Consider the following 23337-nt stretch of genomic DNA (forward strand, 5'->3'; position numbering starts at 1 on the left):
CGCAGGCAGCATTAGAAAAACCGGCCAACTTTCTGCACCAGCCCCCAGAGGTCGCAGGCAGCATTAGAAAAACCGGCCAACTTTCTGCACCAGCCCCCAGAGGTCGCAGGCAGCATTAGAAAAACCGGCCAACTTTCTGCACCAGCCCTACGCCAAACAACGAACTCACCCGCCTTTGTGTCTTCGATGACCTAGTGGTTTCGATAAATGGTGATATGAATAAGACCAAAAGTTCCCGGCGGAAGCATCTTCAACCGACAATGGCTACTATTGTAAGTCCCTTCGCCCCGCGCACACAGATGATTATTGGGCAAACGGCACGCTCTCTCATCGCTCTAGCCACCACAATATCAAGCTCACGCAGAGCCGCCTACTCGGTCAAGTGTTGCAAAGTTTTGAGGAAATTAAATGTCCAAGCAAATTATTATTGCAGAGCAGCATAGGATCGCTGCAGTTTTTTCTGAAGACGAGATTCAAGAACTTGTGGTGGCAACCGGAAACCAACAAGTTAGTGATATTTATTTAGGAATTGTTGAAAATGTCCTGCCCGGAATAGACGCGGCTTTTGTCAATATTGGCGACCCCGAACGCAACGGGTTTATTCATGTTTCCGATTTGGGACCGCTAAGATTAAAGCGATCGTCCGGTTCCATTACCGAACTATTGATGCCTCAACAAAAGGTTCTTGTCCAAGTGATGAAAGAACCCACCGGCACCAAAGGACCAAGATTGACAGGGAATATTACCCTACCAGGACGCTATCTCGTCTTAATGCCATTTGGCCGAGGTGTAAATCTGTCTCGCCGTATCCGCCTTGAGACAGAACGCAATCGCCTTAGAGCCTTGGCTATTTTAATTAAACCCTCTGGTATGGGTTTATTAGTCCGAACTGAAGCCGAAGGTATGGCAGAAGATGCCATTTTGGAAGATTTAGAAGCCTTACAAAAACAGTGGGAAGAAATCCAACAAGAGGCCACCTCGACCCGACCTCCCGCACTGCTGAATCGAGATAATGATTTTATTCAACGGGTGCTAAGAGATATGTATAGCACCGAAGTTAATCGCATTGTGGTGGATTCCGCTGATGGCATTAGACGAGTTAAACAGCATTTGGTCAATTGGAGTGTTGGTAAAACTCCCCAAGGAGTCTTGATTGACCACCACCGAGAACGTATCCCTATCCTTGAATATTTCCGCGTTAATGCTGCTATTCGAGAAGCACTACGCCCGAGAGTAGATTTGCCCTCTGGAGGATACATTATCATTGAACCAACAGAAGCCTTGACCGTGATTGATGTCAACTCCGGTTCCTTTACCCGCTCGGCAACTTCTAGGGAAACTGTCCTCTGGACTAACTGTGAAGCGGCTACCGAAATCGCCCGTCAACTGCGCCTACGCAATATCGCTGGGGTGATTATTGTTGACTTTATTGATATGGACTCCCGCAGAGATCAGCTACAAGTCCTTGAACACTTTAATAAGGTCTTGAAAGCAGATAAGTCTAGACCACAAATTGCTCAATTGTCTGAGTTGGGTTTGGTTGAGTTGACCAGAAAACGCCAAGGACAAAATATTTATGAGTTGTTTGGCCGTAGTTGTCCCACTTGTAACGGCTTGGGACATCTGATTCACCTCCCCGGAGAGTCAGCAGCCGATAGCGCTGAAGCCTCTGAACGATTCATGGTTAGCCCCAAATCACTATCTAACCCCCCTGGTTTTGATACCGGAACTCGCACCGCACTAGGACAGGAAACTCGCCGAGTTCAAACCTTATCTTCTGCATCATCTACCGAACCTCTTATGCGCGATGATTCGGAAATGGTTTCTGGTGAACTTGATACAGGAGGTAATTTCCCAGAGTTGGAGTTGCTTAATCATCCCAGTTATCAAGACATTGGCGGTGGTAGCAATATCCGCCGCCGCCGCCGCCGTCGTATTGGTGATATTGAACCCTTAGTCAAGGGGGAAGAGGGAAATCGTTCTATCCGCGTTAACTCCGCTAATACCTATAATGACACGACTAGGACGGAAGCTAATACCGATGTTCTCTTGAACGATCGCCAAGAACTTACGGAACGATTTCCTAAGTCGGTTAAGTCTGATTCTATCAAGGCTATCCCAGAACCTCCAGAAGTGGTGGCGGTGGAAATGACCGGGGATGAACAAGATGTTTATGCCCTCATGGGGATTTCTCCCTTGGTACTCTCTAATCAGTCGGTCAAAAATGCTAGAAATGCGATCGTAACAGTTCGTTTACCAGGTGATACGCCTTTACCTCTGTCTACTATTTTGGAGGAGGAAACTGACACTACCCTCTCCTCCTCCTCTGCGCCGACTATCTCAATTCCTCAAAGCGTACAAGTCCCTCCGACTGCAAATCTGATCTCTCAAGATGACCAAAACCTGGTTTCTGATGATGTAGAAGATACCACTGACGATTCTCAAGAGTCCCCGGAAATCCCAGAGCCTGGGGAACTACTAGATGTTAGTGATTTAACAGATAACAGCCAACTACCAGATCCTAATGATGAACTCGAAGATTCTGATTATATTTATGTCTCGGAAGATTCCGAAAACTTGGACCTAGAGACATCGCCTGAAGACACACCCGTTATTCGCCGCCGCCGTCGCCGTTCTTCGGCGGTTCCTGAGTGAGTATCCCTTATCCCTACCTATCCGCTTCCCTACCCCTGTTTATTCAGGGGGAAAATAACCCCATTGAACAACTTTCCTGGACTGCTGTGGCTGGTATAGATGAGGTGGGAAGAGGAGCTTGGTTTGGCCCGGTGGTAGCGGCGGCTGTACAACTGTCAGAAACAACTATCTTAGAACTTGCTGCGGCTGGGGTTAAAGATAGTAAAAAATTGACCCACAACGATCGCCTCAGTTTATCTACTTTAATTAGATCTAAGGCGATCGCTTGTCAAATTGGTTGGGCTTCGGCACGGGAAATAGACCGCCTAAATATTTTACAAGCTACCCAACTCGCTATGCGGCGATCGATTCTTAAATTGCAACCGCCACCACAATTTTGTTTGGTTGATGGGAACAGACTTATCCCCAATCTGTCTATCCCACAACAGGCGATCGTCAAAGGGGATAGCCATTGTGTTGTCATCGCCGCCTCTAGTATTGTCGCTAAGGTATGGCGTGATGAACTTATGACCCGCTTAGATCGCACTTACCCACAATATGGTTTCGCTCAACACAAGGGATACGGCACTAAACAACATAAACAAGCCTTACAATCTTATGGTCCTTGTTTTCACCATCGCTTCTCCTTTGCTCCCGTCCGTCAATATTTCGAGTCGGGGGCGGGTTAACTCAGTGACGCACCCACCCGCCTGCCCCGCAGTCCCTAGTGTCCGGGTTTTCCATGCCATCATACAAATCTCACGCACCCTACAACCCCCTACCGTTAAGGCGGGGGCGGGTTAACTAAGTGGGCTGGTGAGAATCATGACTGACTGCGGAACTCCCCCCGACAACCACTTGACTATTGGGTTGGGTGGCAATTTCTTGCTCCTGTACCTCACAAGTCCATCGCTCATAGTCCGATAATAAATTGTGCATTAATCGCTGTTTTATCGTTAATAAAACGCTTTTAAGCAAACCGTTTCCAGTGGCTTCAATTATCGCTTTAGGAGTTAGCGACAACGGGTAGGGGACCTCCACCTGTACCTCAAGATCCGCTTGACCCCTCAGATAGGTGATACCATTGATTTTGTACGGCGCTAATCTGCCATATAGGTTCAGCGAAAACCTCTGGTTAATGTATTCAATACCCCGAATTTCACAACCCCGCGATCGCAACCTTACCGTTCCATTCGCCAAAGCTGATACTTTCATATCTACTGTCGGTTGAATGGTCAGCATCATAAATGACAGGGGACGCATTTTTAAGCGAAAGCAGTCCGCCTCCAACCTCTGTAGCCTATTTGGATCAACTAAGGCGTTCACCAAACGTTGGGGCTGACGTAAATAGTGCTGGATCGGAATACTTTGCTCACCTACCGCAATTTCCACCGATTGGGAAGCTGTAAATCTATTAAGCATGGGAGACGGTATAAATCAACAGTTGTTAACCTACATTAACAAAAATTAACTTTTTTGAACGTGACTGCCATCACCCCAAGTCCTCAAGTAGTCTTAGATTATTCTTAGATTGGGGTTTTGGCGTTTAGTCTTTCCATCATAACCATCATATTGATGAGAACCTTGTAAAGAATTACAACAACCTCAATTGGGGAGAGTCCATTTATCCCTACCCTACTGGTCCTAAATAAGCCAAGTTCAACTCAATAGACCGCCTTCGACCCCTGTTCACACTCCCCCAAACCTCACACCATACCAACCTAAATTTAATTGATTAGTGGTTACAATGACTGTCTCTATTGCTCATTTAGGCCCCCCAGGTACTTATGCTGAGGCGGCGACTCTGGTTTATGCCGACTATCTAACCCAAACTACAGGACATAGGCCTTTACTATGTCCTTATCCTAGTATCACCCAAACTCTACAAGCCGTCGCTAACGGTGATGTCGCTCTCGGAGTCGTTCCCGTCGAAAATTCTATTGAGGGTAGTGTTACTATTACCCTTGATGCTATCTGGAAGCTAGATCTAATTCGCATTCAAAAGGGCCTGGTTTTACCTATTTCCCACGCTTTACTATCTAACGCTCAGGGATTAGCAGACATTAAAACTGTCTACTCCCACCCGCAAGCCTTGGCTCAGTGTCAGGGATGGCTCGAAAAATTTCTCCCTAATGTTCAGGCTATCCCTACTAATTCCACTACAGAAGCACTACAATATTTGCAGGAAACTACTACCGCTGCGATCGCATCTGGACGCGCTGCTGAACTTTATCAGTTACCTATTTTGGCTCATCCAATTAATGATTATCCTGACAATTGTACCCGATTCTGGGTCGTCAGTTTACAGCCTTGGCCTGGGGGTAATTATACTTCCTTAGCTTTTAGTGTTCCCGCTAATGTTCCTGGTGCTTTGGTTAAACCATTACAGATTTTTGCCCAACGCAATATTAATCTAAGTCGCATTGAGTCCCGTCCTACTAAGCGATCGCTTGGCGATTATTTGTTCTTTATTGATATTGAGGCTAACACTGATCATCAATCCGTGCGATCGGCTTTGCAAGAACTCAAAACTCACACCGAAACTCTCAAAATTTTTGGCAGTTATAGCATTCTTAACCATCAACCACAATCCCCATGTTGATTTTTTTTTCAACAAAAATTAATGTCGCCACCCGTGGAGGGGTTGACAGGTGGCGGGAAATTATGGTAGGCTGGGAGGTAATTCCTTATAATGGGAGGTTTGACCAAAATATTTTTTAAGCACAGATTTCCATTATATAAATATACTACCCCAACTCGCTCACTAAGTCAAGCCCCTTTTTCTGGTGAGGCTGGGCGCGAGGGGTGTTGATTTTTTTTTCAACAAAAATTAATGTCGCCACCCGTGGAGGGGTTGACAGGTGGCGGGAAATTATGGTAGGCTGGGAGGTAATTCCTTATAATGGGAGGTTTGACCAAAATATTTTTTAAGCACAGATTTCCATTATATAAATATACTACCCCAACTCGCTCACTAAGTCAAGCCCCTTTTCCGGGTGAGGCTGGGCGCGAGGGGGTGTTGATTTTTTTTTCAACAAAAATTAATGTCGCCACCCGTGGAGGGGTTGACAGGTGGCGGGAAATTATGGTAGGCTGGGAGGTAATTCCTTATAATGGGAGGCTTGACCAAAATATTTTTTAAGCACAGATTTCCATTGTATAAACATACTACCCCAACTCGCTCACTAAGTCAAGCCCCTTTTCCGGGTGAGGCTGGGCGCGAGGGGTGTTGATTTTTTTTTCAACAAAAATTAATTGCGCCGCCCGTGGAGGGGTTGACAGGTGGCGGGAAATTATGGTAAGCTGGGAGGTAATTCCTTATAATGGGAGGCTTGACCAAAATATTTTTTAAGCACAGATTTCCATTATATAAATATACTACCCCAACTCGCTCACTAAGTCAAGCCCCTTTTCCGGGTGAGGCTGGGCGCGAGGGGTGTTGATTTTTTTTTCAACATTTAATCTGGATAAATAAGCCCAGGCGCAGAATATTAACGAAAAAATCCCGCCGCCGTAGAGACAAGGGCTGCCTTGTCTCATGAGGCAGGCTTGGTCTGTCAACTACTGCCCTAATTTAGGGCATCCTTTAACACAGTTCTAGCAGCTAAATGATTGCGAGTTGAAGTCAGAATTTCAGCTTCCCTTTCCAAACGAGCTACAGTATCCTGCATTTCTAAAAGCATCTGTTGTTCCGCTGCCACCCCATAGAGGTTACTAGCAACCCAGTAGGATAACTCTGTGGGTAAATCAGGAATATCATCGGGTAATTCGATGGGCTGATCCATTAACTTACTGGAAAGATGAACCACATCTCGCAGTAAATTAGCCACATCCTTAGCCAAAGGTCTAAGATCGGTAGTTGGTGGCTCATCTTCGATCCATTCCACCAAACCAACCAGATAAGGCTTTTCCCGGACAGCTTCGAGGACGCGAAATCGTTGTTGTCCCAAGGTCACAATTTTCATGCGATCATCAGGTAAACGCTGATACTGAATGACCTCAGCACAGCAGCCTACCGAAGCCACTTGTCCTTGAGTAGGATCGAACATCAAAACCCCAAAGCGACGATCGCCGTCTAGGATAGTGTTCATCATAATTCGATAACGGAACTCGAAAATATGTAAAGGTAGGGGTCGATGTGGAAACAGAACCACTTCCGGTAGAGGAAACAGGGGAAGTTCTCGAACAGCAAGAGAGGAAGATGATGCCATTGTCCCTTAGTACAGTGTGCGCTTCTTTCTTTATACTTTAGCCGATTTCGGACGACCCCTGTTTCGATCACCAAATATATTGAAGAGCGATCGCCCCTAGTGATCCTACAATTTCACCTCAATATCCACCCCAGCGGGTAAATCGAGTTTCATGAGAGCATCAATTGTTTTTGAGGAAGGTTGATAAATATCAATAATGCGGCGGTGAGTCCGGGTTTCAAAATGTTCTCGTGAATCCTTATCAACGTGGGGAGAACGTAGGACACAGTAAATGCGTCTTTTAGTTGGTAAAGGAATCGGACCGAGGGCCGTAGCTCCGGTGCGGTTAGCCGTATCGACGATCTTCTCGCAGGAGGTATCAAGTAAGCGGCGATCGAAGGCTTTAAGACGGATGCGAATTTTTTGCTGCTGAATGGTAGCCATGGTCTAAATTGTTTAGTTTTCGAGGTTCAGTTGAATTGAATAAGCAAGGGTAGAGAGAGCAGAAAAGTGTCCTCAACTCGGATCACTTTCCTGCCACTTAATTGATCAGTTCAGAATCTAGCGATCGGATTCTAGTTCTAAGCCAGAATCTTAGCAACTACACCCGCACCAACAGTACGACCACCCTCACGGATAGCGAAACGCATCCCTTGCTCAATAGCGATCGGGCAGATGAGTTGTACAGTCATATTAATCCGGTCACCAGGGATAACCATTTCCGGAGTGCTGCCATCATCAGCAGTAAACTCATCAATAGTCCCGGTTACATCAGTAGTCCGTACATAGAACTGAGGACGATAACCTTTAAAGAAAGGAGTGTGCCGTCCGCCTTCTTCTTTCTTGAGGATATAAACTTCCGCCTCAAACTTAGTGTGGGGAGTAATTGATTTGGGTTTAGCAATTACCATACCCCGTTGAACATCATTTTTCTGAATACCCCGCAGCAGTAGACCGACGTTATCTCCCGCCATCCCCTCCTCAAGAGTTTTCTGGAACATTTCCGCCCCAGTTACAGTAGTGGTGCGGGTATCCTTAATTCCAATCAGTTCAACAGTGTCACCCACCTTGACTTTACCCCGTTCGATCCGGCCTGTAGACACCGTACCCCGACCAGTAATCGAGAAAACATCTTCCACAGCCATCAAGAAAGGCTTATCGATATCGCGCTCAGGAGTGGGGATATAAGCATCTACTTCATCCATCAGAGCATGAATCTTGTCAACCCAATCATTCTCACCGCGAGTAGTTTTGGGGTTTTCTGTCAGAAAGTCCAATGCTTTCAAAGCAGAACCAGAAACAATGGGAATATCATCACCGGGGAAATCGTATGAACTTAGCAGTTCGCGAACTTCCAATTCCACCAGTTCCAGTAGTTCCTCATCATCTACCATATCGGCTTTGTTCAGGAAAACCACGATACTAGGAACCCCTACCTGTTTCGCCAGCAGGATATGTTCACGGGTTTGAGGCATAGGACCATCAGCCGCTGAAACCACCAGAATTGCACCATCCATTTGGGCAGCACCAGTGATCATATTTTTCACATAGTCAGCGTGTCCCGGACAGTCAACGTGAGCATAGTGGCGTTGTTCAGTTTCATACTCTACGTGAGCGGTATTGATGGTAATACCCCGCTGCTTTTCTTCAGGAGCCGCATCAATATCATCATACTTACGAGCTTTAGCACCACCAGAGGCAGCCAATGTCATGGTGATAGCAGCAGTCAGCGTGGTTTTACCGTGGTCAACGTGACCGATCGTACCAATGTTAACGTGAGGTTTGTTCCGTTCAAATTTTGCGCGTGCCATATTATTGTTTCGTTTGTTCTTCTAGTAATGAATGATCAAGTTCGAGACCGCATAGTTGGTGCGATCGCAGCAGTTTACACCACCACCGCGCTCGCGCCACCATCCTAATCTCTAGTTACCTTTGCTCTTCGCAATGATAGTTTCTGCCACACTCCGAGGCACCTCTTCATAATGGCTAAACTCCATCGAGAAGACCCCCCGGCCTTGAGTTTTCGAGCGGATATCCGTCGCATAGCCAAACATTGTAGCCAGAGGAACTTTAGCCACTACCTTGGCAATGGATTGACTCTGATCAGTTTCCTGACCCTCAATCTGACCACGGCGGGAGTTTAGATCCCCGATGACATTCCCAATGAAATCTTCGGGAACTTCCACTTCAACTTTCATCATCGGCTCCAACAGCACAGGTGAAGCCTTGGTGACACCATTTTTAATCGCCATGGAACCGGCAATCTTAAAGGCCATTTCCGAGGAGTCAACCTCATGGTAGGAACCATCCACCAGAGTAGCTTTGACATCGATGAGTGGATAACCAGCAATCACACCGGACTCGCAGGCTTCCTTCATCCCCTGTTCCGCCGGATTAATATATTCCTTGGGAACAGAACCCCCAACAATCTTGGAGACAAATTCAAATCCACTTCCCGGCTCACCCGGTTCCAATTCAATCACAACGTGGCCATACTGACCCTTACCACCACTCTGACGGATGAACTTTCCTTCGGTGCGAATTGACTTACGGATAGTCTCACGGTAAGCCACCTGGGGAGCGCCAATGTTAGCTTCCACCTTGAACTCTCGTAACATCCGGTCTACCAGAATTTCCAGGTGTAGTTCACCCATTCCAGCAATTACCGTTTGGTTAGTCTCCGAGTCAATTGATACCCGGAAAGTCGGATCTTCCTCAGATAAGGACTGCAAAGCCTTGGAGAGTTTCTCCATATCCTGTTTGGTTTTGGGTTCTACCGCCACCGAAATCACCGGCTCTGGGATATATAAGGACTCCAGGATAATCGAGTTGGCTTCATCACAGATTGTATCCCCAGTCAGGGTATCCTTGAGACCTAAAGCCGCTCCCAAGTCCCCGGCTCGGAGTTCTTCTACCTCAATGCGTTCATCAGACTTGAGAACGATCAAGCGAGAAATCCGCTCTTTCTTGTTCTTAGTGGCATTGTAGATGTAACTTCCTTTCTGGAGAACACCGGAATAGACCCGCACAAAAGTTAAACGTCCATAAGGATCAGCCATCACTTTGAACGCCAAGGCTGATAGCGGTGCATCATCATCCGCATAGCGAACCCCCTCTTCTCCGTCCGGTAGTACCCCTTTAATGGGAGGCACTTCTGTGGGAGCCGGAAGATAGTCTACCACAGCATCCAGAAGCCTTTGAACCCCTCGGTTTTTGAAAGAAGAACCGCAAATTACCGGAACAATCAAGCCTTTAATTGTCCCTTGACGTAAGCTATGACGAATTTCTTCTTCTGTGAGAGCTTCCCCACCTTCGAGCTGTTCGAGATATTTCTCCATCAAAGCCTCATCCGTTTCGGCTACAGCTTCTAGGAGTTTTTCCCGATACTCTGCTACCAAATCTTGGACTTCCTCTGGAATCTCATCACTGACTTGGATATCAGTTCCCAGGTCATTGGTGTACAGATAAGTCTTCATCGCGACTAGATCTACCAAGCCGTGAAAGTCACTCTCACGACCTACGGGAACCTGGATCGGTACTGCATTAGCTCGCAAGCGATCGCGGATTTGACCATAGACCTTAAAAAAGTCCGCCCCGGTGCGATCCATTTTATTAATGAATGCAATTCGGGGAACCTGATAGCGTTCAGCCTGCCGCCAAACCGTTTCTGACTGAGGCTGTACGCCACCGACAGAACAGAAAACTGCAATCACCCCATCAAGAACCCGCATAGACCGTTCTACTTCAATGGTGAAGTCAACGTGACCAGGAGTATCAATGATGTTAATGCGATGATCTAGCCAACTGGTACTAATGGCGGCAGCCGTGATGGTAATACCACGCTCCCGCTCTTGAGCCATCCAGTCCGTTACAGCAGTTCCTTCATGAACCTCGCCCATTTTGTGAACCACACCCGAATAGAATAGAATCCTCTCCGTAGTGGTTGTCTTGCCCGCATCGATATGGGCTGCGATGCCGATATTACGTACTCTCTCAAGCGGGATGGTACGTGCCACAGCTACCTCCTTTTTTAAACCTTTATTAAGATTTTATACGTTTCTGGAACTGACTGCTAATCCAATATTTTAATACCGATAATGGGCGAAGGCTTTGTTGGCTTCTGCCATCCGGTGCGTTTCTTCCCGCTTCCGAACTGCACTCCCGGTTTCATTGGCTGCATCCATCAGTTCTGATGCTAGTCTACTAGCCATCGATCGCCCTGAACGAGTCCTCGAAAAGTGAATCAACCACCGCAAAGCTAAGGTGGTTCCCCTTTCGGAACGCACTTCCATGGGAACTTGATAAGTCGCTCCTCCCACCCGGCGAGCCTTAACTTCTACCAAAGGAGTCGCATTTCTCACGGCTTTTTCAAACAATTCCAGAGGATCAGATCCCGTCCGTTCCTCAATAGTAGCCAAAGCATCATAAACGATGTTGTGAGCTACAGATTTTTTGCCGTGCCTCATGATGCGACGCACCATCATGCTCACCAGGCGACTGTTATACCTAGAATCAGGAGGAACCGGACGTTTTTGAACAACTCTACGACGAGACATACTAAATTTTCCCTCAACACAATCTTAAATTCCTGCCGAGCCAGCAAGACCTACAATAACCCATGTCAACCAGACCCGCCCATAAAATTAGGCTGCCAAAATTTGGGTTAATTCATACTCCGGTCCTAAGCCTTCGGGCGTTTGGCTCCGTATTTAGAACGGCCGTTGCGACGATCTTTGACTCCCGCTGTGTCCAATGTCCCACGAATTATGTGATATCGAACGCCTGGTAAGTCTTTCACCCGACCGCCTCTAATCATTACCACAGAGTGTTCTTGTAAGTTATGACCAATACCCGGTATATATGCTGTCACTTCAAATCCTGAAGTCAGGCGCACCCTTGCTACTTTGCGAAGTGCTGAATTCGGTTTTTTAGGTGTTGTAGTATAAACACGAGTACAAACCCCACGACGTTGCGGACAACTTTTCAGGGCTGGAGACTTGGTTTTTTTATCAGTCTTTTCTCGTGCAGAACGAATTAGTTGCTGTATAGTGGGCATGAGTTACGACATAATCTATGAATTCGTCAATTTTAGGGGTTGCGGTATCTCCACCGAAATAGCCCTCCCCGATTTGGGGATGGGATTTTCCTTTCTATCTATAAGTTAGATTCTGATACCCAAAACTTTATTTTAAACGATCTAACTGCTTTTGGCAAACTTTTTTTGGAAATACGGAAGCGAATCGGACGCAACTCCCTAATATCAGGACTTACGGACAAAAGAGTGACCACAACTACAGGTCTTGGCTGCATTAGGATTATCGAACCGGAAGCCTCCCCCCATGAGATCCTCTGAATAGTCTAGGGTCAATCCCTCCAGGTAGGGAGCGCTGTGGCTATCAATCACTATCTTAATCGAACCACACTGATAAACGCCATCGTTGGCTGTGGCTGATGGTTCCAAACTGAAGGTATAAACCCAATCACAACACCCCCCAGACTTAACTCCTAGTCGAAACAATAGGTTGGAGTCATTCTTCCTAGACTGTTGGCGTAAAACTTCATTAGTGGCAGATTGGGTTAGATGAATCATAGTTCAGAGATAACCGATAACTGAGGATCGACCATAAGCACCCTGGATTTTGGGTCAAGCCGTAATTATACAGCTACAGGAGACAACTACACAAATACATTAAGGCAATTCAGGCAATCAACACTGATAGAATGCGGAATTCCTGGAGATTAGCGGCTGCGGGAGTAGTCATCCTGAAAACGAACAATGTCATCTTCCCCTAAATACTCTCCATTCTGAACCTCAATCAAAACCAGAGGTATCACGCCGGGATTTTCCAGGCGGTGGGTTGTACATTGAGGCACATAAGTCGATTGATTAGAAAATAGTACCTCTTCACGATCGCCACAGGTAACTCTAGCAGTACCAGAAACTACAATCCAGTGTTCACTGCGATGATGGTGCATTTGTAAGCTAAGGCGATGGCCTGGGTTTACCTCAATGCGTTTAATTTTGTAGCCAGGTCCTTCTTCTAATACGGTAAAAGAACCCCAAGGCCGCAACTCAGTGGCTGAAGGCAATTGGGGAATGGTGGCGACGAGTGTGGCTGCAACTTGAGGATTTTCTTTGATGGCTACCATAGCAATCTGTCCTTGAAAAAATTAGGATAAATTTGGCACTAGCTCAGGGCTTTAGATGCTCGAGGTTCGAGCCTTTACATTGAGCCTTGATTCCTACAAACCACCATAGCAAACAGATTAGGGAAGATGTCACCCGGTTTGCCTCAGAATGCGGTGATAGCTACCAGATTTTATCAAAACTTTACGGTAGCCACCCATAGCTTTACATAGAAGTCATAGTTTTTAAGGGGATAAGAACACACCCAGGGCATTGTGAATAGGGGCGGCGGTTTGAGGAGGGCGATCGAGTAGATACCCACCTAAATAGAGACCAGTGGAACTACCACCGTCCAAATTGAGAGCATCAGTAGCCCCCAACTGTTTCATTAACTCTGCTAATTCAGCCAGAGAAGGTCCAGGACCACCAAGACGTGGATGGACTACGACTAATAAAAGCGATACTGCTGGGGAGTCGCTGCCCGATCGCCCTGGGGTGTTAGTTTTCAGACCGACGGCACTGCGGATAGCCCTTTGAGTATTAAAAGCATCACTAAAGTTTTCGGCCCTAGCATCTAGGACTACTTGGTTGCCCCGCAGTAACAGAGGACCAGCCCCCAGAATATGGGGATATTCAGCAAAATCGGGCGGATTAGTTTCATCAACAAGTTGCACGGGTAGGGGTTGGTGTTCTGTCTGGGTGCTAGGGGGACAAACCAACCCGATACACTGGGTTTCATCTATGCCGAGGGCTAAAGCTATTTCGGGTTCATTTCGCAGAATTAGTAAATAGCCATCGTCGGGAATAGGGACGGCGGAAAAGTTAATGGAGTCGAGGACTTGGTGACTAATAATGGTTTCGCCTTGAACAGTGATAGCAATTTCTCTGGGAGTAAAAGGGCTATAGGTGCTTCCCCAGTCAGAAGTATAGCGAGATAGTCCCCGTTGAATAAAGGCACTATTGAGGCGATCAAGGGGGATAGGTTCACGACGGTCGGGGAACAAGGTTTGTGAAAGTTCGAGGCGATCGATAAAAAATTGGTTTTGGTCTGTCCAAGCGATCGCCCCCCGGTTGAGAATCGGGCCAGAGAGCCAGCGATTTTGATGTCTGATGGCTCCCAGGGGATATTGATTATTGCGATTGAAAAATCCGCCATTGATGGCAGCGGCGGCTCTGGTGCTACTAGCGACATGAACCAAGGGGCTGACACCGGAGCGAGATCCTGGTCGGCTGAGAATCGGTTGTAGGGAAATTCCCTGGTTATTTAAGTCTATCTCTAACCAAACGACTGGGAACCTAGCCGACTCGCGGCCAGTAGAGTTTGAGGGTGGGGGTGTAAATAGCCTCTGGTGGCTATTAAGATCGATATATTTTTGTTGCCAGCGCAGTCCCTCAGCCCAAACGATATTGCGATCGCGCCAAAAATCGGGGCGAATTTCGATGTTAATTTCCGGTAGCACGGCACTAGAGGTGATCACAGGCTGCCACCCGGTGGGAGTGCTGAAAATCAGGCGAGTTTGCTGGTTCTGGGAATCTACCCATAACCCCATTAAATTTGTCCAGAGATCTGATGAACTCTCGGAGGGGGTGAGAGATTGGATATTATTACCAGGCAAAATTACGGAACCGAGTAGCTGGTGCGAGCCGCTACTATTGGAGAGGTGAGGCGATGTAGCCTCCAAGGGAATTGACCACCATACCAAAGGCGGTAATTCCTGGGGTGGTGGGGGTGAAGGTTGCCTATCCCCTTCATCTTCTAAGTTGGTTTCCTCTGTTGGCTCAGGTTCTGGTTCTGGTTGTGGGGACGGTGGTTTAAGTAACTCTTGCAGAGGGGGGGGAAGATCAGATATATCGAGGTTTTGGGGAGATATGCTGCGCCCGATGATACTAGGAGTTTGCCAATTGGCTGGGTTGGTGAGTCTAACGACAAAACGGCGACAGAAATTTTCCGAGTTGCGTCCTGGCGGGTTGACGAGTGTTGTGGTGGGGAGGTCAGATAATTCTTGAACCCGTCCGGCGGTTCTGTCACCAGTCGTTTCCCCCAAAGAAGCTAGGGCGACTGTGTAAGGGGGGATGCCGAAATCAGCCCCGCTCAACACCGGATCCGAGGGGCGGGTGTGGGGAGTTGGCTGATTTTTCCCGTGGGATATGTTGCACCCGCCCCTACAAGCACCCGCCACGGGAACACAGATATTATCTTCAATGAAATCAGCCTGCACTGATTCAATAGTGCTAGGGGGGGTGACAATTTCGAGACGGTTTCCCTGGATCTGAATTTGCCAATTTTCCCTGGCTGCCAGTTCGCTAATCTCTAGGTATCGGTAGCCAGATTGATAGTGTGTAGGCACGTTATGGGAAAATGCAAACCAACTAATGGGCTGTTGTTGGTGGTTATCGGTATCAAGGAGTTCGACTCCCATGGAGTGCATTAAGCCCAAATCGCTAATACCAATAGCAAGGCGGTCTGGTATGCGAGAATCTTGCCACTCTAGCCAATTAACTGGCAAATTTTGTCCGTTGATGGCAATGTCGGTTCCTGATTGAATAGGTTTTGATACAATGGTATACCCCGCCGCTAATGCCACACCCCCGCCGAACCCCTCAGTGGGAGTGCTAAGGGCGGGAGAGGACAACAACCAGAAAAAAGCAGCCAAATTTACAGAAAATCGGGATGAGTTAAACATGAAATCAAAATGTAATCAGATTTAAACTTTTGTGAGTCAAGACCAAAAATCGCGTGTATCCTAGGTAATTATGAGCTATGGCTTGGAATAGGGTACAGGCGGGTTCACAAACAATGGGCGTGGAAATAGAGTCGCGCGTCAGAACCCGCCCCTCGATGCGAAAATTTCGGAGTAAATCAACACGGAGTGCGTCACAATAACGCTTTTGGTTGGTGTTTCTCGTAGCCGGTCGGATGTGACGCACCCTACGAATCTTGGCTACATAATAATACCTAAGGGCATTTCACGGACAACGGACACCAGACAGCAATTTCCCTAGCAAAACCCATTGATCGAGACATGGATAGAAAAGAAACCAATTTCAACCCCCATCAACCCCCTACCCTGAAAGTTCGCCGGTTATCTAACCAGGGAAATAGCCTGGGTACACCCTACGCGGGTCCTCGGTGGCTGGTGGAAGAAAGAGATGCTTGTGGCGTTGGGTTCATTGCAGACCTAAACGGAAAAGCCAACCATAGCATAATTGAGAAAGCCTTAAAAGCCCTAGGCTGTCTGGAACACAGGGGAGGATGTAGTGCCGATTACGACTCTGGGGACGGAGCCGGAGTGATGACTACTATTCCCTGGAAAATACTGCAAGCGGAAGGATATGGGGTCAGTCCAGAGGGTGACTATGGAGTAGGAATGGTATTTCTACCCCAGGCGGGTTCTTCAGAAAATTCGGACCCCAATCATCAGGTTTCGGACGGCGAAGGTAAACAACAGTTAGCCCGCGATACGATCGCCAAAGTTCTGGAGTCGGAAAACCTGAACCTGATAGGTTGGCGAGTGGTTCCGGTGCGCCCGGAAGTCCTCGGACCAATGGCGGCAGCTAACCAACCCTGCATTGAACAGCTTATTGTTAGCTCAAAAAAAGGTCTGGTGGGAGATGACCTAGAACGTCAATTATATCTAGCACGCCGCCAGTGTGGGGTAGCCCTAGAAAAAGAGGGCTTAGTCTGGGGACAGGATATCTACATTTGCTCCTGGTCCTGTCGGACTATTGTTTACAAGGGTATGGTGCGATCGGCGGTGTTGGGTGAGTTTTACCGTGATTTACAAAATCCCGACTATGAAAGTCAATTTGCGGTGTATCATAGGCGCTTCAGCACTAATACTATGCCACGCTGGCCTCTCGCTCAACCGATGCGGTTACTGGGGCATAACGGGGAAATTAACACGCTTCTGGGTAACATTAACTGGATGCGTGCGCGGGAAGGTATCCTCTCTCATCCGGTTTGGGGCGATCGCCTTTGGGACCTGAAACCCTTTGTGGATGCCAATAACAGCGATTCGGCTAACCTCGACAACGTGATGGAACTCCTGGTGCGGACAGGACGGGAACCTTCGGAGTCTTTGATGATTATGGTTCCAGAAGCCTACCAAAATCAGCCGCTGCTGAAAGACTATCCAGAAATTACGGACTTCTACGAATTCCACAGCGGAGTACAAGAACCCTGGGATGGTCCGGCTTTGCTAGTATTTAGCGATGGTAAACAGGTGGGAGCCTGCTTAGACCGCAATGGACTCAGACCCGCTCGCTACTGCATCACCAAAGGGGGTTTGATTATTGTCGGCTCGGAAGCGGGAGTAGTACAAGTTGACGAGTCGGAAATTCTGGAAAAAGGTCGCCTGGGACCCGGACAAACTATCGCGGTGAACTTGGAGGAGTCGGAAATCCTCAAAAACTGGGATATTAAACGGAAAGTGGCGGCGAAATGCAACTATGGGGAATGGCTGCGAAAATACCGCTACGATTTGGAGCCTCAACCTTTTGTGGGGACAGAAAATCCTCTTCTTCCTGACCTGGCTATCCAAAAAGCCTTTGGTTACGGTTCGGAAGATGTGGAAATGGTGATTGCGGATATGGCGAGTTTGGGGAAAGAACCGACTTTCTGTATGGGAGATGATATCCCCCTGGCGGTGATTTCGGAACAACCTCACCTGCTATATGACTATTTTAAACAGCGCTTTGCTCAGGTGACTAACCCGGCTATTGACCCCCTACGGGAGCGCATTGTCATGTCCCTACAAATGCGCTTGGGAGAACGCGGAAACCTCCTAGACCCTAAACCGGAAGATGCGCGGATGCTAAAAATATCATCCCCAGTCCTCAATGAGGCGGAACTGCAAAAACTGGCGGACTCTGGTTTAAAGGCGGTCACTCTGTCTACTCTGTATCCGGTGGCAACGGGACCGGACGGGTTGCGGTTGGCGGTGGAGGCTCTGTGCGAAAAAGCGATCGCCGCAGTGGCTCAGGGGGCGAAAATCTTGATTCTCAGCGATCGCAACTCGGAGAGCCAATCGCCTTTGAATGGGGAAAATACCTATATCCCTCCTCTGTTGGCTGTGGGGGCTGTCCATCACCATCTGATTGAGTCGGGAGACCGCTTGAAATGCTCGTTGGTGGTGAACACTGCCCAATGCTGGAGTACCCATCATTTTGCCTGTTTAATCGGCTATGGTGCGTCTGCTGTCTGCCCCTATTTGGCTTTGGCGACGGTGCGACAGTGGTGGTCGGAACCCAAAACTCAGATGGCGATGGAAAAAGGGAAAATGCCACCTTTGAGCATGGTTCAGGCTCAGGAAAACTATCGCGCGGCGGTGGAAGGGGGACTGTTAAAGATTCTCTCGAAAATGGGGATTTCTCTACTGTCTTCTTACCAAGGAGCCCAAATTTTTGAGGCGATCGGTATCGGGGAAGACCTGTTGAATTTGGGCTTCAAGGGGACGACTTCTCGGATTGGAGGGTTGACTGTGGCGGAGTTGGCTATGGAGGTCAGCCAGTTTCACGCTAAGGCTTTCCCGGAAATGCAAGGCAAAAAGCTGGAAAACTACGGCTTTGTGAATTATTTTAAACGGGGAGAATATCACGGCAATAGCCCGGAATTGGCGAAGTTACTGCATCAGGCGGTACGCGGTGAGGGTGCAGACCATTACACGACTTACCAGGCTTACCTGAAAGACAGCCCAGTGGCGGCGCTGCGAGATTTACTGGATTTCCAAAGCGATCGCTCTCCCATCTCTATTGATGAGGTAGAACCCATTACGGATATTGTCAAGCGCTTCTGTACTGGGGGAATGTCTTTGGGGGCGCTGTCGCCAGAGGCTCACGAAACTTTGGCGATCGCCATGAACCGTCTAGGCGGAAAGTCAAATTCTGGGGAAGGTGGCGAAGACCCCGCCCGGTTTAAGCCTTTATCTGATGTCGGGGATGATGGCATTTCTCCCAGTCGCCCATATCTACGAGGCTTAAAAAATGGGGATAGTTGCTCCTCTGCCATTAAACAGGTTGCTTCTGGTCGCTTTGGGGTAACACCAGAGTATCTGATGAATGCCCAGTCCATCGAGATTAAAGTCGCTCAAGGGGCGAAACCCGGTGAGGGGGGACAACTGCCCGGCAAGAAAGTTAGCCCCTATATCGCCATGTTGCGACGGTCTAAACCTGGTGTCACGCTTATCTCTCCGCCGCCTCATCATGATATCTACTCCATCGAGGATTTGGCACAGTTGATTTTTGACTTGCATCAGATTAATCCTAATGCTCAGGTGTCGGTGAAACTGGTAGCGGAAATTGGTATTGGTACTATTGCGGCTGGGGTAGCTAAGGCTAATGCGGACTATATCCAGATTTCGGGTCATGATGGCGGCACGGGAGCCTCGCCTTTGTCTTCCATTAAACACGCCGGAACACCCTGGGAGTTGGGTTTAACGGAGGTGCATCGGGTACTGATGGAAAACCAATTGCGCGATCGTGTTCGCCTACGGGTTGATGGTGGTCTCAAGTCCGGCTGGGATGTGGTCATGGGCGCTCTCATGGGAGCCGAAGAGTTTGGCTTTGGTACGATCGCCATGATTTCCGAAGGCTGTATCATGGCTCGGATTTGTCACACCAATGGTTGTCCGGTGGGGGTCACTACTCAGCGGGAGGAGTTGCGTAAACGCTTCCCAGGAACTCCTGACCATGTGGTTAATTTCTTCCATTTTGTCGCATCAGAGGTGCGGGAGTTGTTGGCTATGCTGGGTTACCGTTCCCTGACTGATTTGATGGGGCGATCGGACCTCCTAAAAATGCGCGATTTACCTCTGGCGAAAACCAAAGGATTGGATTTAGGGGTGTTGATGCAGCCTCCGGTCGCTCCGGGTAATGATTGGTTGAATCATGAACCTGTACACAGCAATGGTCCGGTGTTAGACGACAGCATTTTGGCTGATCAAGAAATCTCTGATGCCATTTCCCATCAGTACAAGGTTGCCAAAACTTTGGATATTGTCAATACCGATCGCACTGTGGGCGCTCGCATTGCTGGGAAAATTGCCTCTATGTACGGCAATAGTGGTTTCTCTGGGGAAATTGCCCTCACCTTTAACGGGTCAGCAGGTCAGAGTTTTGGCGCGTTTAACCTACCCGGCATGATTTTAACCCTCAATGGCGAGGCTAATGATTATGTGGGTAAGGGTATGCACGGCGGCGAGTTGATTGTTAAGCCCAGTGATGACTCGACTCTGGACTCTGGGGAAAATGTGATTATTGGCAATACTTGTCTATATGGAGCCACCGGAGGCACTCTGTTCGCACGGGGACAAGCGGGTGAGCGTTTCGCTGTTCGTAATTCTATGGGACAAGCAGTTATTGAAGGCGCAGGCGACCATTGCTGCGAGTATATGACTGGTGGTGTGGTTGTGGTCCTCGGTAAGGTCGGCCGTAACGTCGGGGCTGGAATGACTGGCGGTATTGCTTATTTCCTTGACCTGGATGGATCTTTCCCCGATTGTGTGAATGGGGAAATTGTCCGCATTCAACGGGTAGCGACCAGTCAAGGTGAGGCTCAGTTGCGGGGATTGATTCAAGACCATAGCGATCGCACTGGTAGCAAGGTGGCAGCTTCGATTTTGGCTAATTGGTCTGAGTTCCTACCTAAATTCTGGCAAGTGGTTCCCCCTTCTGAGGAAAATACGCCGGAGGTTTCCTCGGCAGCTAGTAATCAAAAGGTTGCGGTGTAGGGCAGGTGCGACACGGTTCGGCTGTGCCTTAAAAAGCGATCGTCTGGGGGCGGGTTCCGGTAGTTGACGGGTTTTTCCGGTAGCTGATCTAGCACCCGCCCCTACCAGCTTTGTCGCTTGGGTTTCACCCAACAGCAGCTTTTGTCGCTTGGGTTTCACCCAACAGAAGGTGAGAGATGGTGTTTTTGGGTTGAGACCTGCAACGGAACCTCCCGCGTGGGTCGCACCCTACGACTACGGGAAAGAGGCGGGTAGCTTTGTAGGTTGGGTGAAACCCAACAGAAGGCTTTGTAGGTTAGGTGAAACCCAACAGAAGGCTTTGTAGGTTAGGTGAAACCCAACAGCAGGTGAGAGATGGTGTTTTTGGGTTGAGACCTGCAACGGAACCTCCCGCGTGGGTCGCACCCTACGACTACGGGAAAGAGGCGGGTAGGGGGGAAAGATTTAATACTACTGCGGAAAAGGCGATCGCCCAACGACTCCCTAGGGCGATCGCCCGAAAATGCTGCCTATCCTTGTCGAATTTAATTGATGTCTGCAACTCATAAGGCTCGATAATTATGAGCGGAATTCATCGGGATATTTTTCTTGACCCGAAACATATTCCTAAACACCTACCTAACACTCCTCAGTCACAGAGATGGCTGCGGCGAGGGCGCTCAATCCACATCTTTAATGATGAAGAGACAATGCTACGAGTGGCTGAAGCTATCATAGACAGAGGTGAGTACACGGGGAATATTCGCAACTATGATCGCGCTTGGGTTATTTTTTACCGAGGCGATCGGCTATCGAATCAGTCCCGATGGTTCAAGGACTCCTTTGTTTTATGGTGAGGTAAAAATCGATGCACAAAACCGATACCACACAATCCCTCGCACCCGACCAGGTGAAGGATAACTGGAATTTTTTAGAAGTTTGGGTCGATCCCATGCAATCTCCTCCTTATATCCTGCTTCTCTTGAGCGATAAAATGAACAGTTGGTCTGTTTTAGATCCGGCTGAAGGTTATGGTCTGGTCAAAGTTTTTCCCAACTATGAAGAAGCCGAGAACTGGCTTTTGGAAGATGAATATGAACCACTGGAGGGACGGCTATCTAGTTCCGAAATTCATGCAAATATCTGAAACCTCTTAGGCTTAGAGATGGTAGCTTTGTCGCTTGGGTTTCACCCAACAGCAGGTGAGAGATGGTGTTTTTGGGTTGAGACCTGCAACGGAACCTCCCGCGTGGGTCGCACCCTACGACTACGGGAAAGAGGCGGGTAGCTTTGTCGCTTGGGTGAAACCCAACAGAAGGCTTTGTAGGTTAGGTGAAACCCAACAGCAGGTGAGAGATGGTGTTTTTGGGTTGAGACCTGCAACGGAACCTCCCGCGTGGGTCGCACCCTACGACTACGGGAAAGAGGCGGGTAGCTTTGTAGGTTGGGTGAAACCCAACAGAAGGCTTTGTAGGTTGGGTGAAACCCAACAGAAGGCTTTGTAGGTTGGGTGAAACCCAACAGAAGGCTTTGTAGGTTAGGTGAAACCCAACAGCAGGTGAGAGATGGTGTTTTTGGGTTGAGACCTGCAACGGAACCTCCCGCGTGGGTCGCACCCTACGACTACGGGAAAGAGGCGGGTAGCTTTGTAGGTTGGGTGAAACCCAACAGAAGGCTTTGTAGGTTGGGTGAAACCCAACAGAAGGCTTTGTCGCTTGGGTTTCACCCAACAGAAGGCTTTGTAGGTTAGGTGAAACCCAACAGCAGGTGAGAGATGGTGTTTTTGGGTTGAGACCTGCAACGGAACCTCCCGCGTGGGTCGCACCCTACGACTACGGGAAAGAGGCGGGTAGCTTTGTAGGTTGGGTGAAACCCAACAGAAGGCTTTGTAGGTTGGGTTTCACCCAACAGAAGGCTTTGTAGGTTAGGTGAAACCCAACAGCAGGTGAGAGATGGTGTTTTTGGGTTGAGACCTGCAACGGAACCTCCCGCGTGGGTCGCACCCTACGACTACGGGAAAGAGGCGGGTAGGGGGGAAAGATTTAATACTACTGCGGAAAAGGCGATCGCCCTGGGGAGTCGTTGGGCGATCGCGCAGCCTGGGGGAAGCCAGGATCGCATTAAGTGAAGTCTTTATGAATTTCGTCAATGGCTTCCTGAAGAGCATTTGAATGAATCCAACCGACAAAACCACCAAAAATCATATTGCCACTTTTGTCTGCAATGAATACATGATCGACACCTACAGGATTTTTCCAGGTTTTCACCACTGAACCATCACCAAGTTTAAATCTTGGTATGGCACGATTGAAATCTCGATGGTGTGCTGGAGTCATTCCTGGCACTTCGTTCAAAATGTTTATAACTCGCTTCAAGATATTGGATGTTGATCTTTGACTCTCAGTTTTCTGTCTAGCATTCTGTGAACTATCTTCAGGAGTTCGATACTCATTGTGTTCGCAATAATCTTTGAGAATTTCATATGACTCATTAATCCGCTGTAACTGTAGATGAGCACGTTGCTGTAAATTGGAATTGCTATCAAACCGATCTGGATGCCAAATCTGAACAAGTTCCTTATAAGAGGCTTTAATTTCTTCTAAGGAAGCGCCTGGCTCCAGCTCAAGAACCGCTAAGTGTTTATGAAGATCTTGGTTATTCATATTTCCTGATAAGTCTC

General features: G+C 48.3%; 21 protein-coding genes. 10 read left to right on the forward strand and 11 right to left on the reverse strand.

Annotated elements, in window-relative coordinates:
- Positions 1-408 precede the first annotated feature (408 nt).
- Both rne and XZ46_RS20685 read left to right on the forward strand, forming a co-directional pair.
- Positions 409-2655 (forward strand): ribonuclease E, encoded by a 2247-nt coding sequence (rne, locus tag XZ46_RS20680; protein WP_006623914.1) that lies wholly within the window; start codon positions 409-411, stop codon positions 2653-2655.
- A complete protein-coding gene (locus tag XZ46_RS20685; RefSeq protein ID WP_006623913.1) occupies positions 2652-3323 on the forward strand; it encodes a ribonuclease HII in 672 nt (223 codons plus the stop codon). The genes rne and XZ46_RS20685 overlap by 4 nt, the downstream gene beginning before the upstream one ends.
- 115 nt (positions 3324-3438) lie before the next feature.
- Here the strand turns inward: XZ46_RS20685 and XZ46_RS20690 are convergent, their stop codons facing one another.
- Entirely contained in the window at positions 3439-4056 is a 618-nt protein-coding gene (locus XZ46_RS20690) for a DUF1997 domain-containing protein (RefSeq protein WP_008053494.1), read from the reverse strand.
- A gap of 325 nt (positions 4057-4381) precedes the next feature.
- Between XZ46_RS20690 and pheA the strand changes: the two genes are divergently transcribed.
- Positions 4382-5236: a prephenate dehydratase gene (gene pheA, locus XZ46_RS20695; protein ID WP_006623911.1), complete on the forward strand. Its 855-nt coding sequence runs from the start codon at positions 4382-4384 to the stop codon at positions 5234-5236.
- A 967-nt stretch (positions 5237-6203) separates the two neighbouring features.
- Here pheA and XZ46_RS20705 read toward each other — a convergent pair.
- The 9 genes from XZ46_RS20705 to XZ46_RS20740 form a co-directional block, all read right to left on the reverse strand.
- Positions 6204-6845 carry an LON peptidase substrate-binding domain-containing protein gene (locus tag XZ46_RS20705; RefSeq protein WP_006623907.1) on the reverse strand — a complete coding sequence of 214 codons (642 nt, stop codon included), beginning with the start codon at positions 6843-6845 and terminating at the stop codon, positions 6204-6206.
- Positions 6846-6950: 105 nt separating this feature from the next.
- Positions 6951-7268: a 30S ribosomal protein S10 gene (gene rpsJ, locus XZ46_RS20710; RefSeq protein ID WP_006619096.1), complete on the reverse strand. Its 318-nt coding sequence runs from the start codon at positions 7266-7268 to the stop codon at positions 6951-6953.
- 137 nt (positions 7269-7405) lie between these two features.
- Positions 7406-8635: an elongation factor Tu gene (gene tuf, locus XZ46_RS20715; RefSeq protein WP_006623906.1), complete on the reverse strand. Its 1230-nt coding sequence runs from the start codon at positions 8633-8635 to the stop codon at positions 7406-7408.
- Between the two features lie 111 nt (positions 8636-8746).
- Positions 8747-10840, reverse strand: a complete 2094-nt coding sequence (gene fusA / locus XZ46_RS20720; protein ID WP_035759237.1) for an elongation factor G — start codon at positions 10838-10840, stop codon at positions 8747-8749.
- Positions 10841-10909: 69 nt separating this feature from the next.
- Positions 10910-11380: a 30S ribosomal protein S7 gene (gene rpsG, locus XZ46_RS20725; RefSeq protein ID WP_006623904.1), complete on the reverse strand. Its 471-nt coding sequence runs from the start codon at positions 11378-11380 to the stop codon at positions 10910-10912.
- Between the two features lie 125 nt (positions 11381-11505).
- Positions 11506-11880 (reverse strand): 30S ribosomal protein S12, encoded by a 375-nt coding sequence (gene rpsL / locus XZ46_RS30575; RefSeq protein ID WP_006619092.1) that lies wholly within the window; start codon positions 11878-11880, stop codon positions 11506-11508.
- 204 nt (positions 11881-12084) lie between these two features.
- Entirely contained in the window at positions 12085-12414 is a 330-nt protein-coding gene (locus XZ46_RS20730) for a HesB/IscA family protein (protein WP_006623903.1), read from the reverse strand.
- A gap of 149 nt (positions 12415-12563) precedes the next feature.
- Positions 12564-12974 carry a phosphomannose isomerase type II C-terminal cupin domain gene (locus XZ46_RS20735; protein WP_006623902.1) on the reverse strand — a complete coding sequence of 137 codons (411 nt, stop codon included), beginning with the start codon at positions 12972-12974 and terminating at the stop codon, positions 12564-12566.
- 222 nt (positions 12975-13196) lie between these two features.
- Positions 13197-15635, reverse strand: a complete 2439-nt coding sequence (locus XZ46_RS20740; protein WP_006623901.1) for a phosphodiester glycosidase family protein — start codon at positions 15633-15635, stop codon at positions 13197-13199.
- Positions 15636-15974: 339 nt separating this feature from the next.
- On the opposite strand from XZ46_RS20740, the gene gltB reads away from it, so the two are divergent.
- The 7 genes from gltB (at position 15975) to XZ46_RS20770 (ending at position 22785) form a co-directional block, all read left to right on the forward strand.
- Positions 15975-20678, forward strand: coding sequence for a glutamate synthase large subunit (gltB, locus tag XZ46_RS20745; RefSeq protein WP_008053551.1), 4704 nt, complete (start codon positions 15975-15977; stop codon positions 20676-20678).
- Positions 20679-21046: 368 nt separating this feature from the next.
- The gene (locus tag XZ46_RS30580) at positions 21047-21226 is read left to right on the forward strand and encodes a hypothetical protein (protein WP_162198546.1); all 180 of its coding nucleotides are present in this window, start codon (positions 21047-21049) and stop codon (positions 21224-21226) included.
- Between the two features lie 12 nt (positions 21227-21238).
- Positions 21239-21514 carry a DUF6972 family protein gene (locus XZ46_RS20750; protein WP_008053553.1) on the forward strand — a complete coding sequence of 92 codons (276 nt, stop codon included), beginning with the start codon at positions 21239-21241 and terminating at the stop codon, positions 21512-21514.
- Entirely contained in the window at positions 21462-21578 is a 117-nt protein-coding gene (locus XZ46_RS38425) for a DUF6972 family protein (protein ID WP_396442592.1), read from the forward strand. Before XZ46_RS20750 ends, XZ46_RS38425 begins: the two co-directional genes overlap by 53 nt.
- Positions 21526-21804 (forward strand): hypothetical protein, encoded by a 279-nt coding sequence (locus XZ46_RS20755; protein WP_006669791.1) that lies wholly within the window; start codon positions 21526-21528, stop codon positions 21802-21804. The genes XZ46_RS38425 and XZ46_RS20755 overlap by 53 nt, the downstream gene beginning before the upstream one ends.
- 76 nt (positions 21805-21880) lie before the next feature.
- Positions 21881-22162 (forward strand): hypothetical protein, encoded by a 282-nt coding sequence (locus XZ46_RS20760; protein ID WP_162198547.1) that lies wholly within the window; start codon positions 21881-21883, stop codon positions 22160-22162.
- Between the two features lie 461 nt (positions 22163-22623).
- On the forward strand, positions 22624-22785 hold the full coding sequence (locus tag XZ46_RS20770) for a hypothetical protein (protein ID WP_228116389.1): 162 nt from the start codon (positions 22624-22626) through the stop codon (positions 22783-22785).
- Here XZ46_RS20770 and XZ46_RS20775 read toward each other — a convergent pair.
- The gene (locus XZ46_RS20775) at positions 22778-23320 is read right to left on the reverse strand and encodes a J domain-containing protein (protein ID WP_008053559.1); all 543 of its coding nucleotides are present in this window, start codon (positions 23318-23320) and stop codon (positions 22778-22780) included. The two genes, XZ46_RS20770 and XZ46_RS20775, sit on opposite strands and share 8 nt — an antisense overlap.
- Between the last annotated feature and the right edge of the window lie 17 nt (positions 23321-23337).

The organism is Limnospira indica PCC 8005, from assembly GCF_000973065.1.
In the GTDB taxonomy this organism is placed as follows: domain Bacteria; phylum Cyanobacteriota; class Cyanobacteriia; order Cyanobacteriales; family Microcoleaceae; genus Limnospira; species Limnospira fusiformis.

What these genes read in the sequence shown, in the direction of transcription:
- rne (WP_006623914.1), top strand. Translation starts at nt 409, where the DNA reads ATGTCCAAGCAAATTATTATTGCAGAGCAGCATAGGATCGCTGCAGTT.
- XZ46_RS20690 (WP_008053494.1), bottom strand. Translation starts at nt 4,056, where the DNA reads ATGCTTAATAGATTTACAGCTTCCCAATCGGTGGAAATTGCGGTAGGT.
- pheA (WP_006623911.1), top strand. Translation starts at nt 4,382, where the DNA reads ATGACTGTCTCTATTGCTCATTTAGGCCCCCCAGGTACTTATGCTGAG.
- XZ46_RS20705 (WP_006623907.1), bottom strand. Translation starts at nt 6,845, where the DNA reads ATGGCATCATCTTCCTCTCTTGCTGTTCGAGAACTTCCCCTGTTTCCT.
- rpsJ (WP_006619096.1), bottom strand. Translation starts at nt 7,268, where the DNA reads ATGGCTACCATTCAGCAGCAAAAAATTCGCATCCGTCTTAAAGCCTTC.
- tuf (WP_006623906.1), bottom strand. Translation starts at nt 8,635, where the DNA reads ATGGCACGCGCAAAATTTGAACGGAACAAACCTCACGTTAACATTGGT.
- rpsG (WP_006623904.1), bottom strand. Translation starts at nt 11,380, where the DNA reads ATGTCTCGTCGTAGAGTTGTTCAAAAACGTCCGGTTCCTCCTGATTCT.
- rpsL (WP_006619092.1), bottom strand. Translation starts at nt 11,880, where the DNA reads ATGCCCACTATACAGCAACTAATTCGTTCTGCACGAGAAAAGACTGAT.
- XZ46_RS20730 (WP_006623903.1), bottom strand. Translation starts at nt 12,414, where the DNA reads ATGATTCATCTAACCCAATCTGCCACTAATGAAGTTTTACGCCAACAG.
- XZ46_RS20735 (WP_006623902.1), bottom strand. Translation starts at nt 12,974, where the DNA reads ATGGTAGCCATCAAAGAAAATCCTCAAGTTGCAGCCACACTCGTCGCC.
- XZ46_RS20740 (WP_006623901.1), bottom strand. Translation starts at nt 15,635, where the DNA reads ATGTTTAACTCATCCCGATTTTCTGTAAATTTGGCTGCTTTTTTCTGG.
- gltB (WP_008053551.1), top strand. Translation starts at nt 15,975, where the DNA reads ATGGATAGAAAAGAAACCAATTTCAACCCCCATCAACCCCCTACCCTG.
- XZ46_RS20750 (WP_008053553.1), top strand. Translation starts at nt 21,239, where the DNA reads ATGAGCGGAATTCATCGGGATATTTTTCTTGACCCGAAACATATTCCT.
- XZ46_RS20755 (WP_006669791.1), top strand. Translation starts at nt 21,526, where the DNA reads ATGCACAAAACCGATACCACACAATCCCTCGCACCCGACCAGGTGAAG.
- XZ46_RS20775 (WP_008053559.1), bottom strand. Translation starts at nt 23,320, where the DNA reads ATGAATAACCAAGATCTTCATAAACACTTAGCGGTTCTTGAGCTGGAG.